Origin of the sequence: Cohnella thailandensis (assembly GCF_014212135.1) — a bacterium.
In the GTDB taxonomy this organism is placed as follows: domain Bacteria; phylum Bacillota; class Bacilli; order Paenibacillales; family Paenibacillaceae; genus Cohnella; species Cohnella thailandensis.
In genome coordinates, this window is record NZ_JACJVQ010000002.1 from 180,888 (window position 1) to 197,060 (window position 16,173).

Annotated in this window: 17 protein-coding genes; 4 read left to right on the plus strand and 13 right to left on the minus strand. The window is 55.3% G+C overall.

The window, feature by feature from the left end; translation table 11 throughout:
* Window positions 1-119: 119 nt before the first annotated feature.
* The 11 genes from H7B67_RS01415 to H7B67_RS01470 form a co-directional block, all read right to left on the minus strand.
* Window positions 120-2,393, minus strand: coding sequence for an AAA family ATPase (locus tag H7B67_RS01415; RefSeq protein ID WP_185118017.1), 2,274 nt, complete (start codon window positions 2,391-2,393; stop codon window positions 120-122).
* A 367-nt stretch (window positions 2,394-2,760) separates the two neighbouring features.
* Entirely contained in the window at window positions 2,761-4,341 is a 1,581-nt protein-coding gene (locus H7B67_RS01420; RefSeq protein ID WP_185118018.1) for a DEAD/DEAH box helicase, read from the minus strand.
* 9 nt (window positions 4,342-4,350) lie between these two features.
* The gene (locus tag H7B67_RS01425; protein WP_185118019.1) at window positions 4,351-4,938 is read right to left on the minus strand and encodes a hypothetical protein; all 588 of its coding nucleotides are present in this window, start codon (window positions 4,936-4,938) and stop codon (window positions 4,351-4,353) included.
* 14 nt (window positions 4,939-4,952) lie between these two features.
* Window positions 4,953-6,050 (minus strand): ATP-binding protein, encoded by a 1,098-nt coding sequence (locus tag H7B67_RS01430; RefSeq protein WP_185118020.1) that lies wholly within the window; start codon window positions 6,048-6,050, stop codon window positions 4,953-4,955.
* A complete protein-coding gene (locus H7B67_RS01435) occupies window positions 6,050-7,378 on the minus strand; it encodes an AAA family ATPase (protein ID WP_185118021.1) in 1,329 nt (442 codons plus the stop codon). The genes H7B67_RS01430 and H7B67_RS01435 overlap by 1 nt, the downstream gene beginning before the upstream one ends.
* Window positions 7,379-7,594: 216 nt before the next feature.
* Entirely contained in the window at window positions 7,595-9,526 is a 1,932-nt protein-coding gene (locus H7B67_RS01440) for a DNA cytosine methyltransferase (RefSeq protein WP_185118022.1), read from the minus strand.
* Window positions 9,523-9,777 carry an AbrB/MazE/SpoVT family DNA-binding domain-containing protein gene (locus tag H7B67_RS01445; protein WP_342592579.1) on the minus strand — a complete coding sequence of 85 codons (255 nt, stop codon included), beginning with the start codon at window positions 9,775-9,777 and terminating at the stop codon, window positions 9,523-9,525. The genes H7B67_RS01440 and H7B67_RS01445 overlap by 4 nt, the downstream gene beginning before the upstream one ends.
* A 52-nt stretch (window positions 9,778-9,829) precedes the next feature.
* Complete coding sequence (locus H7B67_RS01450) at window positions 9,830-9,994, minus strand: hypothetical protein (RefSeq protein WP_185118024.1); 165 nt, start codon at window positions 9,992-9,994, stop codon at window positions 9,830-9,832.
* Window positions 9,995-10,008: 14 nt separating this feature from the next.
* A complete protein-coding gene (locus H7B67_RS01455; protein WP_185118194.1) occupies window positions 10,009-10,155 on the minus strand; it encodes a hypothetical protein in 147 nt (48 codons plus the stop codon).
* 340 nt (window positions 10,156-10,495) lie between these two features.
* Complete coding sequence (locus H7B67_RS01465) at window positions 10,496-10,759, minus strand: group-specific protein (protein ID WP_185118025.1); 264 nt, start codon at window positions 10,757-10,759, stop codon at window positions 10,496-10,498.
* A gap of 16 nt (window positions 10,760-10,775) precedes the next feature.
* Entirely contained in the window at window positions 10,776-10,964 is a 189-nt protein-coding gene (locus tag H7B67_RS01470) for a helix-turn-helix domain-containing protein (protein ID WP_221468636.1), read from the minus strand.
* A gap of 209 nt (window positions 10,965-11,173) precedes the next feature.
* On the opposite strand from H7B67_RS01470, the gene H7B67_RS01475 reads away from it, so the two are divergent.
* From H7B67_RS01475 to H7B67_RS01485, 3 genes are all read left to right on the plus strand, one after another.
* Window positions 11,174-11,578: a helix-turn-helix domain-containing protein gene (locus H7B67_RS01475; protein ID WP_185118027.1), complete on the plus strand. Its 405-nt coding sequence runs from the start codon at window positions 11,174-11,176 to the stop codon at window positions 11,576-11,578.
* A gap of 8 nt (window positions 11,579-11,586) precedes the next feature.
* Window positions 11,587-11,997: an ImmA/IrrE family metallo-endopeptidase gene (locus H7B67_RS01480; RefSeq protein ID WP_185118028.1), complete on the plus strand. Its 411-nt coding sequence runs from the start codon at window positions 11,587-11,589 to the stop codon at window positions 11,995-11,997.
* Between the two features lie 75 nt (window positions 11,998-12,072).
* A complete protein-coding gene (locus H7B67_RS01485) occupies window positions 12,073-13,218 on the plus strand; it encodes a site-specific integrase (protein ID WP_185118029.1) in 1,146 nt (381 codons plus the stop codon).
* A 62-nt stretch (window positions 13,219-13,280) separates the two neighbouring features.
* On the opposite strand, the gene H7B67_RS01490 is transcribed toward H7B67_RS01485, so the two are convergent.
* Together H7B67_RS01490 and H7B67_RS01495 are read right to left on the minus strand one after the other, a co-directional pair.
* Window positions 13,281-13,643, minus strand: coding sequence for an O-methyltransferase (locus H7B67_RS01490; protein WP_185118030.1), 363 nt, complete (start codon window positions 13,641-13,643; stop codon window positions 13,281-13,283).
* A gap of 264 nt (window positions 13,644-13,907) precedes the next feature.
* Window positions 13,908-15,695 carry a M3 family oligoendopeptidase gene (locus tag H7B67_RS01495; RefSeq protein WP_185118031.1) on the minus strand — a complete coding sequence of 596 codons (1,788 nt, stop codon included), beginning with the start codon at window positions 15,693-15,695 and terminating at the stop codon, window positions 13,908-13,910.
* Window positions 15,696-15,821: 126 nt separating this feature from the next.
* Between H7B67_RS01495 and H7B67_RS01500 the strand changes: the two genes are divergently transcribed.
* Window positions 15,822-16,061 carry a hypothetical protein gene (locus H7B67_RS01500; protein WP_185118032.1) on the plus strand — a complete coding sequence of 80 codons (240 nt, stop codon included), beginning with the start codon at window positions 15,822-15,824 and terminating at the stop codon, window positions 16,059-16,061.
* Window positions 16,062-16,173 lie beyond the last annotated feature (112 nt).

The window sequence follows — 16,173 nt, forward strand, 5'->3', positions numbered from 1 at the left end:
ACCATGAATTTATGATGCTTGCCGTTCGGCAATGACCATAAAAATGATGATTGTTGCCGTACGGCATAATGTACGTCGACCATGGTCGTTGCCGCTCGGCAGTACTTCGGCAATCGGCATCAATCATGGTCGTTGCCGTTGTATTCGTCCGACTTGACGATGACATTCCCGTTGTTCCGATCGATCTTGAATCCGTATTTCGTGACCCAGCTCCGAACCGTCCGCTCGGGAATCTCCTTGCCTGTCGACGAAAACCACTCCTGCAGGTCCTTCACCGTCGGAGGCTCGCCCATGTTGCAGTTCGCCACCGCGTCAGTGAATTCGTCTTCCTTGCTTCGCCGCTCTTCCTTCGCCTTCTCTTTCCGCTTGCCTGTCGCTTTCTTCCACGGCGGCGCCGCCTCCCCTTCCGGATCGATATCCTTCAAGCTGCCTACGGTGTCGACCTTATGGACCGGATAGGCGAACCACATATTAACCGGCTCGAACTTGGCATATTCCCGAAGCGTCCCCTCTACACGCCACGCTGAGCGCCCGCGGACGGCCTCGAGCACCTGCTTAATCTCTTCCTTGGCTGCGGTCTGCTCCGTGTTGTAGATGGCGCGCTTGGCGTGCTCCTCCATCTGATGAGCGCTGAGCAGGTCGTCCTGGGAGACCGACTCTTCGAGGTATTTGGGATTGTACTGCCGGAAGAACCGCTCGTAGACCGCGCAGATCGCCTTGTTCTCTTCTTGCTTCAGCAGCGCTTCCGTCACGTCCAACTCGACGAGGTCGATCAGCGCGTCCGGATCCCGGGCGAATACGCCGGAGCCCGACGCCCGGTCCATGGACTTCTTCCCACCCTGGGCGCCCTTGGAGTGATGGTGGCAGTAGATGACGCTCGCGCCTAGCTCCGTCGCGATCTTGTCAAACTGGTTTGTGAAGTGGGCCATCTGGTCGGCGCTGTTCTCGTCGCCCGTCAGGACCTTATAGATCGGGTCGATGATGACGGCGATATAGCCCTTCTTGGCCGCGCGCCGGATCAGCTTCGGCGCCAGCTTGTCCATCGGTACCGATTTGCCCCGAAGGTTCCATATGTCGACGTTGGCGATGTTCCGCGGAGGCATTCCCAGCGCCTGATACACTTCCTTGAAGCGATGCAAGCAGCTGGCCCGGTCCAGCTCAAGATTGACGTACAGGACTTTTCCCTGTGCGCAAACCCATGACAACCACTTGATGCCCTCGGCAATGGCGATGGAGAGCTCAATCAGCGCGAACGACTTACCGGCCTTCGATGGACCTGCGATAAGCATCTTGTGCCCTTGCCTCAATACGCCATGGATCAGCGGCGGCGCCAGAGTCGGCATATTGTCCCAGTAGTCCTTGAGGCTCTCCGGATCCGGAAGGTCATCGTTGACGCCTTCGATCCATTCATGCCACTCGGCCCAGCTCGCCTTGCCGATATTCGTGTCCACGATGAACTGCTTCTTACCTTTTCGCTCGACGCCCGGCATGCGCGACAGCCGCGACGGGTTCCGGTTCTGCGTGTCGACGTTGATCCCGTTCTTCTTGCACACGTTGTACAGGTAGTCGACGCGCTTGCGGTATTCGTCATAGTTGGCCGCCTCGACGCGGACGATGGCATGCAGGCTCTTGCCCCCGCTGTAGACCATGACGGCGATCGGCAGCTCGAGCTCGCGCATGATCGCGTTCTGCTTCTCGATGTCCATCTCGTCGGACTCAACGAGCGCGTAGCGGAATTCCGTCACGTTCTCGTTCTTCACGCCGTGGCCGTCCAGCGGGTTGAAGCGGATCCAGGCGCCGGCCTCCGGATTGTAGTCGCCAAGCACAGAACCGAGATCCCCATCGCATTGGTTAAGCCGCTGAATGAGCTCGCCGGCGGTCCGGTCCCATGCCCCTTTGGTCGGCAGGTACTTGCCTTCTTCGTTTTGCCACGTCTCCGTGACGTATCCGACATTCTCCGTCGACTCGAACAACGCACTCAGGTACGTGGTGAGCTGCTGAACCGGGTTCCATACGGCGGGCTCGTGGATCTCCTTGCCTTCGATCCAGCGCTTATCGACGACGACGTAATCCCCGGCGATCTCATCGTCCCAGCCGAGCTCGTGGTGATCCCTATCGTCCCGGCCGCCCCGCGGTGTCCAGCCGTTGTCCTTGGCGAGTTGCGTGATCGTGGCCCCCGTGACCGGCGCCGCCGATCCCTCAAACGAGGTCCACTTCTTAAAGCATTCGCCCGGATGGTAGCGCCCGGCGTCACGGCGGCTCCACGCGTCCCAGTCGCTGGCCGTATAGCCCTCGTATTTCAGAGCCATGCCGACATTGACCCATTCCTGATAAGAGAGATAGGCCGGGTCGACGTATTCTAGCAATGCGATGAGGTCGATTTTATGCTCCATTATCTTGTCCTTCCATATTTTTGTTGAAATAAGTAATTGAAATAGATATAATTAATATCCTTATTGTGTGATTAGGCTAGTGGCGGCACTAGGGTTCGACTCCCTGGGCATCTGGGTTCCTACACTCTTCGCTGTTCTTATACTTGTACAGTTTGTCATCGACAAATTCACTACTCGTACTAATGACAATAAAGGGGGAATGCCCATGAAAAATAACAGTGAAAATAAGATGTTATTAGGATTTGCTGTATTAAAAACAGCGTGGGCTGTAGGAACTAGTATTGTTGCATCGGCTGAGCCGCCACTTCCCTAATCACACAATCCCTCACCTCCTTATTCATTTTCACATTCATTCATAAATCATTAATCAATCACCGCGGTATTCTCTCGGATTGACTCCATCCGGAAGCTTCCACCCGTTTGCGGCGATTCGGTCGATCATGTTCTTGGCTGTCTCAAACTGCCACGTCCCGACGTGCTCGAACCCTCGGCCCTCAAGGAAGCGGATCTGCTTCGGCGTCGTGAGCCCCTCGGCGCGTCGCTTATCCAGGCGTTCGAGCAACTTCGTCGCCTTGCCGGCATTGTCGACCGCTTCGGGGAGGATCCCTAGCTTCTCGAGCGTCTTCAACTGCTTGTCACTTGGCGGTGCCATCTCCCAGCCGAACGCCGGGACATAGCTGGACAAGTCCTCCGCCTGGATGCTCATCTCGAATTGCAACGGATCGACGAGTGCGCGCTTCCGCCGCTTCATTTCCTCGAGTTGCTTCGCGAGCGCCTCTTCACGTTGCGCGATGACGTCCTCGGCCGCCTGCTTCTCAACCTGTTCGAGATCCAGCGGGATGCCGGCCTCCTCGATCTGCTTAGTCATCGCCTGCGCGATCTCCTCGTTTTCCGCAATCAGGTGTGCAGGGTGGCAGAGTTCATGCCGTTCAGTGTGCCAGAGGAAATCTAGCAGGAGAAGTTCCGTTTTGCCGGGATGGAGCCGGGTACCACGCCCGACCATCTGGCTGTAGAGGCTGCGAACCTTCGTCGGCCGCAACACGACGACGCAGTCGACGCTCGGGCAATCCCAGCCTTCCGTCAGCAGCATGCTATTACACAGCACGTTGTACTTGCCGTTATCGAAATCTTCTAATATCTCGGAACGATCCTGGGAGTCGCCGTTAACCTCTGCGGCGCGGAATCCGATCTCGTTCAGGATCCGGGTAAACTTCTGGCTCGTCTTGACCAACGGGAGGAAGACGACGATCTTCCGATCCTTCGCGACTTTCCACATCTCCGCGGCGATCGAGTCGAGGTACGGATCAAGTGCCGTCCCCAAGTCCTGCGACTTGAAGTCGCCGGCCTGCTGCCCGACTGCGGATAGGTTGATCGAGAGGGGAATCGTCATCGCCTTGATCGGGCTGAGGTATCCTTCCTTGATCGCTTTTGGCAGCGTGTACTCGAAGGCAAGCGATTCGAAGTAGCTGCCCAGATTCCGCATGTCGCCGCGGTCCGGCGTCGCCGTGACGCCCAGAACATTGGCCCCTTCGAAATACTGCAGCACTCGCTGATAGCTGTCCGATAAGCAATGATGGGCTTCGTCGATGATGATCGTGTCGAAATGGTCCCGGCTAAATTGTTCAAGGCGCTTATCTCGCATCATGGTCTGCACGCTGCCGACCACGACCCGGAACCAGCTCCCGATCGACGTCTGCTCCGCCTTCTCCGTCGCGCAGCCGAGGCCGGTCGACTTCGCCAGTTTATCCGCGGCTTGGTCCAGCAGCTCCCCGCGGTGAGCGAGAATGAGCACGCGCTCTCCCATTCTCACTCGATCCTCCGTCACCCGGGAAAAGACGATCGTCTTGCCGCAGCCCGTCGGGAGGACAAGCAGCGTCCGTCGGACGCCGCCCTCCCATTGCGCTTGAATGGATTCCCGCGCTTGTTGTTGATAGGGTCTGAGATTCATAGGCCCTCCTTAGAACTGGCCGGCATTCCATCCGCCGCCTTGCTGTCCAGCGTTCCAATTCCCATTTTGCTGCCCAGCGTTCCAGTTTCCGCCTTGTTGTCCGACGTTCCAGTTCCCACCTTGTTGAGCTGGTGGAAACGGTGGTTGCTGCTGAGCTCCCGGGTGAACCTCTTCGGCTGCGATGAAGGTCTTGACCTCATTGCCTTGACGTTCCTGGCCTTCCTTGTCCTTGTACGTCCTAATCCCCAGCTTCAGGCGACCGCGTGCGCCGGTGACTGCGTTCCAGTTCATGCGAAGCGGCTCACCTTTCCGCTTTTGACCAATGCCGGCGAAGAAGTTGGACAGGAAGCCCTCCGTCTTCGTATGGAGCAGAAGGGTATGACTGATGGTGACGTCCCCATGTTCCGGGGAGTGGACGGCCAATTCCAGTTTGGCCTGATTGCAAGCCGGCATCTTCTCGCTTCCGGCGAAGCGGCCACGTTCGAATTTCTTAACCGTGAAGTTGTATTCGCCTGACGGAAGGACGACGAAATCGCCACCGCCGTCCTTTTGGATTGTGTCGTCCCAGCCTAATTCGCGTTCTTGTTGGTTACTCATGTATGAGCCCTCCTTTAGTTAGTAGAAAATGGAATGCTATTTCTCGCTTCTTGAATCATGCCGAAGACTTGCTGCCACCCGCCGACAAGTACCCCATGAATGAAGCCGGGATCGTAATTCGCGATCGGCGTATCAGATGGATAGTATCCCTTCTTTCCAACGACACCCTGAATCTCGAATTCTTGGACGCCGTGCTGAATCATCAGATCACGCAACGCCTGCGGGATGTGCGGATTCAATCCAGCCCCCGTCTCTGGCGACGTTGTCGTCGTCGGTGGAGCTTGCTCCGCACGGGTCTCTACAGGCGGTGGCGGAACTGGTGGTGATGCTGGCGGCGCAGTTTTCGCTGCAGGCGGCGGGGAAGTTGGAGCGCTCGCGGTATTTCCAGCGAAGATATGGGCGATATATGAATAGTCCAGAGGAAACTCGTCCGGGAGCCCGTGACGGTTTTTCGCGTCCCATGCCGGATGATGCGTCGCGAATACCGTTCGCTGGCCGCCCTGTCCCTTATGCTTTGTTCCCTTCTGATCGGCCGCCACGCTGAACGTTTTGTAGTTGATGAAAAGGACCATGTCAGCCCATTCTTTGACGAGTGGCGCGGTCTGGCTGCTGGTCTTCTTCCCGAGTTTGAGCTGGTATCGGTCATAAGCCCCCATCTCATCCGGCTGCTCGAATTTGATGATCTGTGCATGCGCCACGAGGATGACGTGAATGCCGGCTTCGACGACGTCGCTCAAGAAGTTTAGGAAGCGACCGAACTCCTCTTTCGTGTAAACGTAGCCGTTGCCATAGCCGAAGTCCTCGATTCCGTTCTTGCCGTGCTTCGCGCAGACGCTATCCATGCAAAGCATTTCCGCCCAGTCGATCGTGTCGATGACGAGCGACCTGTACCGGCTGCTTCCCTGTGCCTTAACCCATTCAACTTGTTGTCGCATCAATTCCCAACTGGACGGCTTCGCGAGCCGCTCAACGTCCATTTCCGTCGTCGAGCCTTCCGTATCGATGAAGATTGGCCGCGGGAACCGGGCAGCAAGCGAAGACTTCCCGACTCCTTCTGGGCCGTAGATGACGACCTTCTTCGCTTTCTGAACCTTGCCGCTGATGACTTGCATCAGAATTCACCTGCTTTCCATGTTGTCGAGCCGCCCCACGTTGGGCCTGGGTCGATTTCGCCCGGCGGCTGCTGAATCTGAATGCCTTCCTGGCCGGCAACGTAGCCGTCCTCGATGATGATCGAACACTCCTCGCCGGTGCTGACGCGCGTCGCGATCGCCTGCAGCCCTTCTTGTTCCAGCCACTCCCCGAACTCCTTCAGCGTATCGAGGTCCATCTGCTCGAGCTTGTCCAACAAGATAAACCCGCAATTCGGCTTGAGCCTCCGGACGATGGCCGTGGAGACCTTGAGCTGCTCGGCGCCGCTCATGTTGTCCCAACGCTGTCCGTTGTACGTCAGCTCGCCGTCCTCGACAGACAGTCCCGGGAGCGGCAGGTTCGCATTGGTCAGAAGATCCGTCTTTTGCTGACGGACGGCATTGATCTCGGTAGTCAGCACGTCGTATTGCTGGCGGTATTCGTTGGCGTCCGTCTCGGCCTTGTCCTTGTCCAGGTTCGCGCGGACTTTCCGGTTAATCTCGTCGATTTGCCGGATGTTGGCCTCGAGCTCCGCGGTCGATTCGTCATGCAGGTCGATAGCGTCTTTCTTGGCGGTCGCTAGATCGGCCGAGAGAATCTCATACTTAGAGTTAGCTTCATCAAGCAGAGCCCTCAACCGTTCGATTTCTTGGTACTGCTGAGCATGGGCTGCCTGAATCTGCGTCACGCGCTGCCGCTTGCGCTGATTCTCACCGTTTCGGGCGAGGATCTCTTGCTGCTGTCGGATAAGTTCCGACGCGGAGACCGGCTCTTTCGGCGCGTCCGGATGGTACGGTTGTTCCTTGGCGAACTTGGCTTTTTGGTCCGCGATCTGGCCGATGGCATGCCGGCGGTTGTAGACGTCGTTCTCTTTCAGCTCCAGCTCTGCGAGCTGCTGGCCGACGCCGATGATTCGGAGCAGGATGTTCGCCTTCTCCTTGGAGCTGGCGTTCATGAATTTTGGCAGGTCGATCGCGAGCTCTTCTACGAAGCTGTCGAGAAGCTGCTGGCCACCCTTCTGTCCGTTCGGGTCGATGACCTTGAGGTCCGAATTCTTGCCCTTCCGCTCGACGATTAGGCCGTTGGACAGAACCAGGTGGAGGTAGGGAGGCACCGCGGAGCCGGTTCGCTCCGGCTGAGATGGACGATACTTGTTCCCGCCAAGCGCCCAAGCGATGGCGTCCAAAATGCTAGATTTCCCTTGCTTGTTCTTCCCACCAACAACGGTCAGGCCGGACTGCGCCGGCTCGACCTTAACCGCCTTGACGCGCTTGACGTTCTCGATCTCCAATTTATTGATTTTGATCACGTCGGATCTCCTCTCAGAAACTATGATTAGGCTTCCTAATGGCGGGGCGCCGGATGATAGATTCGACGTCGTTCTCGGCAATGATCAGCGACGCTTCACCGCTCGCGTCCCTCACCTTGGCGTGATTTCGCGCGACGCCCCATGTGTCGATAACTTCGACCTGTCGGCCGTCATGAAGACGGACCACATCAGATTTAAGGAGTAACTTTACGTCGTTCAATGAACCACTTCCGGCCATTGCATTTCAGCTGGCGCTACCCAAACCTCGTCCCAGCTCAGCCTGAAAGTTTCCTGCGCTTCCGCCATTGCTCCTGCCAGTAGAATCACGTTGCCCATTTGTTCGGCAGCGTCACGCGGTACAGCATTGCCGATGTATTCGCGGGCCTTGGCATCAGAGCACCCTTCAAGTTGGAACGGCCGCCCGTCAGGTAGGTACTGCGGGAAGCTCTGCAACATGGCAAGCTCAAACGTAGTCAGTGGGCGGTGCCATGTGCCGTCCAACGTTCGAATAATCCAGACACCGCGATCGTTGTCCGCCGGGATTGGTCGGGGGTCGGCGACCGCTGCAGCCCCTGCATGCACATCCGCGCTGCCGATCACGGTCTTCGCAGCGCTTTCCCACTCCTGCACCCCTAAGGTGTCGGCGCGCGGTGAGCACTTATAGGAAGGGTCGGCAATGAGTTGAGCTCCACTCTGCACATCAGTAACACCCGTTACCGTTGCAGCAGGGACGTCCGCGGACTGCATCCGGAACTTATCCGTATAGCGTCCGAGGCGTTCGGCAATTCGAGGATCGGCTACGCTGCCGGCCGATTGCATGATACGGTTGGCGGAACGAACCGTTTTTGCAGCCGCATCCCAATCCTGTATGCCATAGCTATCCGGCATGAGTGAAGTCCCGACTCGAGGATCGGCGATGGCGATTCCACCGCTCCCTATCCGCGAGCCAGTGACGCATGGCGCCGTCTCGTCTACGTGAACAATCCGATATTGCGCCGGATGTCGGCCGGGCCGCTCCGAAAGCTCCGGGTCCGCGATGCATGCGCCGCCCTGAAAAGGCCCGGGAACGCCCGTCACACACATGCCTGTCCGACCCGCTGGCTGAACCCGCAGGATGTTAGTCTTGCCGCGCTCACCGAGTCGGAGCCGCGGGTCGGCGACCGCCGATACTCCGTTGCTCCGCCCGGGGCCGGCCGTACTGGTGACCGCCCCACATGCTTTGTTCCACTCGGCCACGCCGTAAGCGCCCGCTCGCGGCTCGTGAACAACGCGCAGATTCTGATAGTCCACCTTGTTAAGGTCTCGCCAGTCCCCACCCGCCGGGATGAGCGCAAGTCGCATCCAAGTCTTCCAGTGGAGTTTCGGCAGTTTGTTCAACGGGCCGCCTGCCTCTGTGTCTCCCGGCGCCGGCAGCGGGCCGAGCACGTCGCCGATCGTTCGCAGCGGCTTCTTCTCGGGATAATAGATGAAGTTCGGGATTTGTTTCGGATCGCGAGCCATGATTAGAAAACGAACGCGATTCTGGCCGAGCCCGCCGATCTCACCAAGATTGTGGTCCGCGCGGATGCTGACCTCGTAACCGAATTTCTTCAGCAATTTCTTGATCTTTTGCAACAACGGCTTCCCCCGGCTCGTAATGCGCGGGACGTTCTCCAACTGGATGATTGCAGGTATAGCGCCACCGAACTCGACGCACGCCTCCAGCGATAATTCGAGGCCACTGATGGTCAAGTAGTTCAATGCCTGGTACTTGTCACTTTCTGACGTGGCTTGCGGGAGTAGTCCGCTTAGCCCCTTACAGGGCGGTGAGGTAAACAAGAAGAACGGCACTTGCTCTTTGAACGCCTGCCAGATATCCCACGTCGTCATCTCCCGCCATTCCGCCGGCGGCTCATGGCCGTGCCATGCCTTGTATTGCCAACGGCGGAACAGGTCCATGACAACCGACGTCTGCCCACCAGTGATCAAGTCATGGTTATGGCAGGCGATTGGGTCACTATCAATCGAGCAGAGAATCTTGAACTTGTAGACCTTGCCGCCGTATTCTTGCATCGACTCGAGGAGTCCGGAGGACTCCCCGCCAATTCCGCCGAAAAGGATCGCGGCCGTCTTGAACTGCACATTGTTGATAGCCGCGGCTGCCGTCATGCTCGCGCCTTCCGACCGATATCCTGAACGCACTTGCTACAGATCGGCTTATTAAAATGAATTTGAACGTCAGCCTCATTGCCGCAGAATGTGCAGCCCGGCGCGTACTTCCGGAGAACGATCGTCTCCCCGTGCACGAAGATCTCGATCGGATCTTTTTCGTTAATGCCCATCGTCCTGCGAAGTTCCTTCGGCAGCACAATGCGGCCGAGCTCGTCCACTTTACGAGTGATTCCAGTAGCCTTCAAAATAAGTCCCCCTTGCCCCTAAAGCCGCGATGCGGTATGATGGGGCTGAATATGTTCATTTTGCTTTGCGCTGGCCCTTCACGGCTCCTACCCCGTGATTGGGCCTTTTCCATTCTTGGGCCAACTCGGTCCACTTCGGCGGCTTGTCCTGAACCGCGATGATGATGCCGGCTTCGTTTCGCTGAACCCACATCGGTTCCTGTCTCCACGGCTGATTCATACCTGCAGCTCCCTTCATCTCAGGGCCGGATTCATGGCTCTGTTCTGCGCGCGTCTTTCGCTTTCCAGCTTCTTCTCATGCTTCTTGGCCGCCTTGTCGGCTTGCCATTGCTTACTCGGCGCGGTGTTCCCGGCCAGTTTGCGGCGTCTCGCTTCTCCCATCGCTTGTCTCACCTCCCCTCATGTACTTGTCTGCCTGCTTGGCGCTGGTCAGAATAACTAAGATTGCGACGCCTATCATTGCTCCGACGAACAACCCGCTGATGAAGGTCAGCATCTTGTAGCTCTACCTGCTGGTGACGCGAATTGCTCCCGCGACCCGATCAGCTCGATCGGAAGCTGGCGCTCCAGGCGAGTCACGATTGGCTCAGCCTCGGGCCTGGTGTCTAAGCGATAGTAGCGGCGGTTGTATGTTGCGACCGCGTCGCCCTCTTGGACCGTGAAACTTTCCGCATCCTGGCGGATGGGTGTTCCGGTGATTACAGTCATGGTTTAGCTCCTTTCATTTCTGTTCGTCAAGCCACATCTCCAAGAACTTCCTTGTCTCCCTTGCCGGGAAGTACCACTTAGAACCAATCTTGCTTTTAGGAAAACGAGGATCGAAGAAAAATTGCTCCTGAATAAAATTCCAACTCATACAGGTACGCCTCTTTAGTTCCGTTGCATCCCAAAATACGAGTTCAGCGTCTACCTCAGTGACGAGTTCCGCGATCCGTTGTCGAGCTAGTTGTTTAACTTCTGCTTCATCAATTTGAATCGCGATCAAGTTCAATCACTCCTTTCTAGCTGACAAAATAATCAACAGAAACTCCGAAATAGTCAGCTAGAACTTTTAGCTTGTTTTGCTTCGGGGTATAATTCCCATGCTTCCAGTTCGACAGTGTCGCAGTGGAAATTCCGGTTTCTTTAGAAACCCGATAAGGAGTCTTCTGCGACTCATTCAACAATTGCTGGAACTTTTCGTACACCATCACCACCTCATTTCTTATAACAAATGTTGACAGATAACTAAGGTTTCTTATATAATCAAAGGGCCAACTAAGTTATATAAGCAACCTAAGTTATTCTGTTGTATAGCTCAGAAATCTAAGCTATGTTTGTATACTAGCATAGGTTTCTAAGTCAGTCAACAGTAATAGCTCAGATTTCTATTCTATTTTTTAGGGACTGATGATTACTAATGTCTGACGCCTATGAAACATTTGAACGATTGTTGCGCGAGCATAAAGTCACACCGTACCGGGTTTCTAAAGCGACCGGCATTACTACCGCAACGCTTACGAGTTGGAAGCAGGGAAAATACACCCCAAAGCAAGACAAACTCCAAAAAATCGCTGACTATTTTGGCGTTGGAATTGAAGTTTTCGTAGGGTCGCAAACTAGCAATTCTCCTATTCCGACTTGGGCCACGAAAAAGGATGAACGAGATTTCAAAAAACTTCTTGAGGAAGATACTGAAATCATGTTTGATGGAGTTCCACTCACTCAGGAAGATAAGCAGCGTGTGATGGACGTGCTAACCGGATTGTTCTGGGAAGCTAAACAAATGAATAAGCGCAAAAAGAATCCAAGCGACGACAAATAGGTGACGCCATGGATAAGATCATCCAGAAGTTTGTCAGACGATATAAGACAAATAACCCCTTCGTAATAGCTGAGGGGTTAAACATTAACATCCGTTACGCCGACTTGGGGGATAACATCAAAGGGCTTTATTTCCGCAAGCTACGACGTCGCTTTATCGTCGTCCATGAGGATCTATCCGAGGAATGGCAGCGCTTTGTATGTGCCCATGAACTTGGTCATGATCGTCTTCATCCGGGACTTAATCGTTTCTGGCTCGATGATCATTCACTCTTCAACGTAGGCAAATTCGAACGGCAAGCGAATAAGTTTGCAGTTCGACTTTTGACCTCCGGCGACTCGCCTAGTCGAGGTGAATCCATAGTAGAAATGTTAAGAAGAAATAATGTTCCAGAAGAAATGTCTAGATTCTATTTCTAAACATGGTTCCTTGTTCGTGGGTTTAAGCACCTATCGAACCGAACATATATTCTAATATTGTGGGAGGTGAAGGTAATGGCTTCCTTTCGCAAGCGTGGATGTAAATGCAAAAATAAAAAAAAATGCTCATGCGGAGCAACATGGGAGTTTCGGATCAGCGTTACCGATCCAACTACCGGAGAACGCATTCAACCCAGTGAAGGGGGATTCGCGACAAAGCCAGAAGCCGAAGCAGCTGCGGCTAAACTGAAAATGCAATATGAAACTGGGCTACTATCTGCGGAAGCGAAGGATGAAACAATTCAGAGCTTCATGGGTAAGTATTTGGAAAATACCTTGATCCATGAAATTGAAGCAGCAACTTATGAGCAGAAGCTCGCGATTATGGACCGTCATATCGTTCCGGAACTCGGCAAATTAAAACTGAAAAAGTTGACACCCTTACAGGTACAAAGTTTTATCAATTATTTGATTGGCGAGGATCTCAACGCGGGGACAATTGGAAATATAATGCGGTTACTGAATCAGACGTTGAACAAAGCCGTTGAATGGGGGTATGTTGCAAGGAATGTTGTTCCCATGGCGAGCAAACCGCGATACAAACCAGAGAAGTTCACTGTGTGGACAAAGCAGCAGTTCGAGCATTTCCTGAAAAATACCAAGAAGAGCAGGCTATACCCTTTCTATTTGATTGCGCTCATGACTGGTATGCGGCCGGGGGAAATAACAGCCTTGACCTGGGAGCATATCAACTTTAAGAAAAAGACGATTCGGGTTGAACAAACAGTGGCGTGGACAAAACAGAAAGGAATCCATATTAAAAATTCACCTAAGAATGATGCGTCCAGAAGAACCATTACGATTCCCGACTATGTTGTGAACTACCTTCGCGAATATAAAGTCGCCCAGCAACCAAATGGACTGAACACAGTGATTCAAGGTGTGAAACACGACCTGATGTACAATTCCGTTATAAATCAAATCATGAAAACAGATATAACGAATACCGGTTTGCCGCTAATCACGCCGCACGACCTCCGGCACACTCACGCCACTTACCTGCTTTCGCCTCCGCCGTTTGGTCTTGGTCAGGCGATCAAAGCTGTCTCTGAGCGACTTGGACATGCCAAAACAAGCACCACGCTTAACACCTATACGCACGTCCTGCCCAATATGCAAGAGGCGCTTTCAGATCAGTTGGGAGCATCGATCAACTTCTGATTTTGGTCGATTGTGGTCAAATTGTGGTCAAGTGAGTATGGAGAGGGCAATAACCGTTGATATTACACGGCTTTATTCGCCATATTGTAGTTGGATTCGAATTGTACGCTCAGGTAGACCTTGCCTTGCCGCAAGACGAAGTCGTAGGAGATTTCGCCATGCGTCCAGCTTCTCTTATGGGCAAGGGCTTCCACGGCCATTCGCCTCAGCGAGTCTACCTGAGCCGCGCTCATCCCCGCTTGCTTCTGTCCGGGCGCGCTTCGCTCCTCGCAATCGAGCGGCAAGTGCCGAATTCCAAACTTGCCGATCGCGTCATTGCGAATCTGCAGGACGATCGTGCCGGCGGACAACCCGCGCAATTCCTCCTCGAGCTTGCGAAGAGCGACATCTACCTGCCGGGCCAAAGGAACCATCTCTTGCGACATCCATATTCCCCTCTTCCTGAGTATTATGATAAATTTTACTTATATAATCTATATATGAATTATATGGTAATATCTATGAATTGGCAATGAGAAATGTCTAAATTTGTCGCCGTTGCGCGAGATACAAAAAGCCGCCCGTCCGCAGGGGCCCAATCCGTAGATTAGGCTCTTCCTGCGAAGGAGCGGCGTGTTCTTCACGACCTATTTAACGCTATTATAATGCGCCGGCGGATATTCCACAATCGGAAATTAAGGAATCGTATTTTACGATATTTCCACCGCGTATTTCGCGAACAGCTCGACATCGGAAACGGCCTTGGCAACGGCAGCTTCCCAGAAGTCCGGCTTGGTCAGGTCGACGCCCAGATGCTTGCGGGCCAGATCCTCCACGGTCATGACGGCCGTATCCTTCAGCAGCGCGTCGTAACGCTCGTTGAACGAAGGGCCTTCCTTCTCGGCCGCGGCCAGGATGCCCGTGCTGAACAGGTAGCCGAAGCTGTACGGGAAGTTGTAGAACGGGACGTCCGTAATGTAGAAGTGAAGCTTCGAAGCCCAGAACGTCGGATGCCACGATTCCAGAGAGTCGCCGTACGCTTCCTTCTGCGCCTCGATCATCAGCTGCTTGATCTGCTCCGCTTCAAGCATTCCTTCCTTGCGCTTCTCGTAGAACCGAGTTTCGAACAGGAAGCGCGCGCGAATGTTCATGCAGAACGCGACGGCGCTCTCCAGCCTGACGTTCAGCAGCGCCAGCTTCTCCGCGGCGCCGTCCGCCTTGCGCAGCAGCGCGTCGCTGACGATCGCTTCCGCGAAGGTGGACGCGGTCTCGGCCACGTTCATCGCGTAATCCTGCGCGAACGGCGCCAGCCCGTCGACCAGCGAGCTGTGATAGGCGTGACCCAACTCATGGGCAAGGGTGGAGACGTTGTCCATCGTGCCCGAATACGTCATGAAGATCCGCGTCTGGCGATTGATCGGGAAGTCCGTGCAGAACCCGCCCGGACGCTTGCCCGCGCGATCCTCCACTTCGATCCAACGCTCGGCGAAGGCCCGCTCCGCCAATCCGGCCATCGACGGGGAGAATTGGGAGAACGCTTCGTAGATTAGCTTGGCCGCCTCGCCGTAAGCGATCGACTCGCCTTGCTTGCCGACCGGCGCTCCGACATCGTGCCAGCCCAGCTTTTCTTTGCCCAATAGACCGGCTTTGACCGACAGGTACTTTTGCAACGGTTCGATGCTTCCCTCTACCGCGGCCCACATCGATTCGAGCGTCTCCCTGCTCATCCGGTTGATTCGCAGCGGCTCTTGCAATACGCTGTCCCAGCCGCGCTTGCCGTACAGCTTCAGGCGGAAGCCCGACAGCCGGTTCAGCACGTCCGCCGCCAGATCCTCCTGCTCGGTCCACGCTTCCTCCCAGCGGGCCGCCATCCTGTCGCGCACCTCTTGGCTCGGATGGCTCAGCTTGTTGGAGGCTTGCCCGACCGACAGCTTCTTGGCCTCGCCGTTCTCCTCCCAAGGAATGCCGATCCGGCTGACGATGAGGGAATAATGATCTCCCCAGCCGTGATAGCCGTTGATGGCCAGCTCGCTTGCGAGGCCCTCCAGCTCCGGAGGCAGCTTCTCGCGAACCGCTTCTCTCCGCTCGTTCAGCAGGAAGGAGATCTCCTTCCTTTCTTCCGCCGTTACCCACTTCTCCCAACGGTCGTCCGGCAGCTCGGACAGCTTCACGTCGAACAGATTCGAAGCCTGCGAATAACGGGAGGATAACGTCTGTACCTTCTCCGTCCACGCGGCTGCCCGCTTGTCGTCCGTGTTCTGCGACGTCAGGCACGCGGTGAAGGAATCGGCTTGGCGAATGCGCAGATTCGCTTCCTGAAGCCTGCCGGTCCAGCCCGCAAGCTGCTCTTCGTCCGCGGCGCCGACCGATCGTTTAAGCTCTTGAAGCAGCTCCTGCACCAGCTTGTCGCTCTCTTCCATGAAGGCAGCGAACGCCTTGGATTCCGATCCGCCCGGGAACAGAACCTCCAAATCCCAGGTCAACGACGGCGTATTCATGTATGTATCCAACCCTTCTATTGTGATTTCGGGAAAAAGTTCCTTTCGCACCTAATGCTACAACATTGCGAAGGCGGGAACAACTGTTGTATCGTTATAGCAATCAGCAGATCGGAGGTATTGAGCTTGATCCCGTTGCAGAACAGCCTGCCTTATGATATCCAGATGAACGAAGTATTCGCCACCCATTGCCCTTTCTGCGGACAAGATCACGTGCCGCTCCCCCTTAAGCCGGAAGACGTCTCGGAATTGCGAGGGGGACGGCGCAAGATGGCGATCGTATTCCCTTGCTGCCGGACGAGAATTCAGCTGGTCGACGCCGATTCGGACTACTTGATGGCGGACCGCGCCTTGAAACGGCGATAGACCATCTCCCCCGGATTCAGCCGGCTTAGCGGTAAACGAGAATATCGAAAAGGGCGGCAGGGAGCCATGCTCCCTAGCCGCCCTTTCGGCGTCAATCGGCTTATCGCGGTGC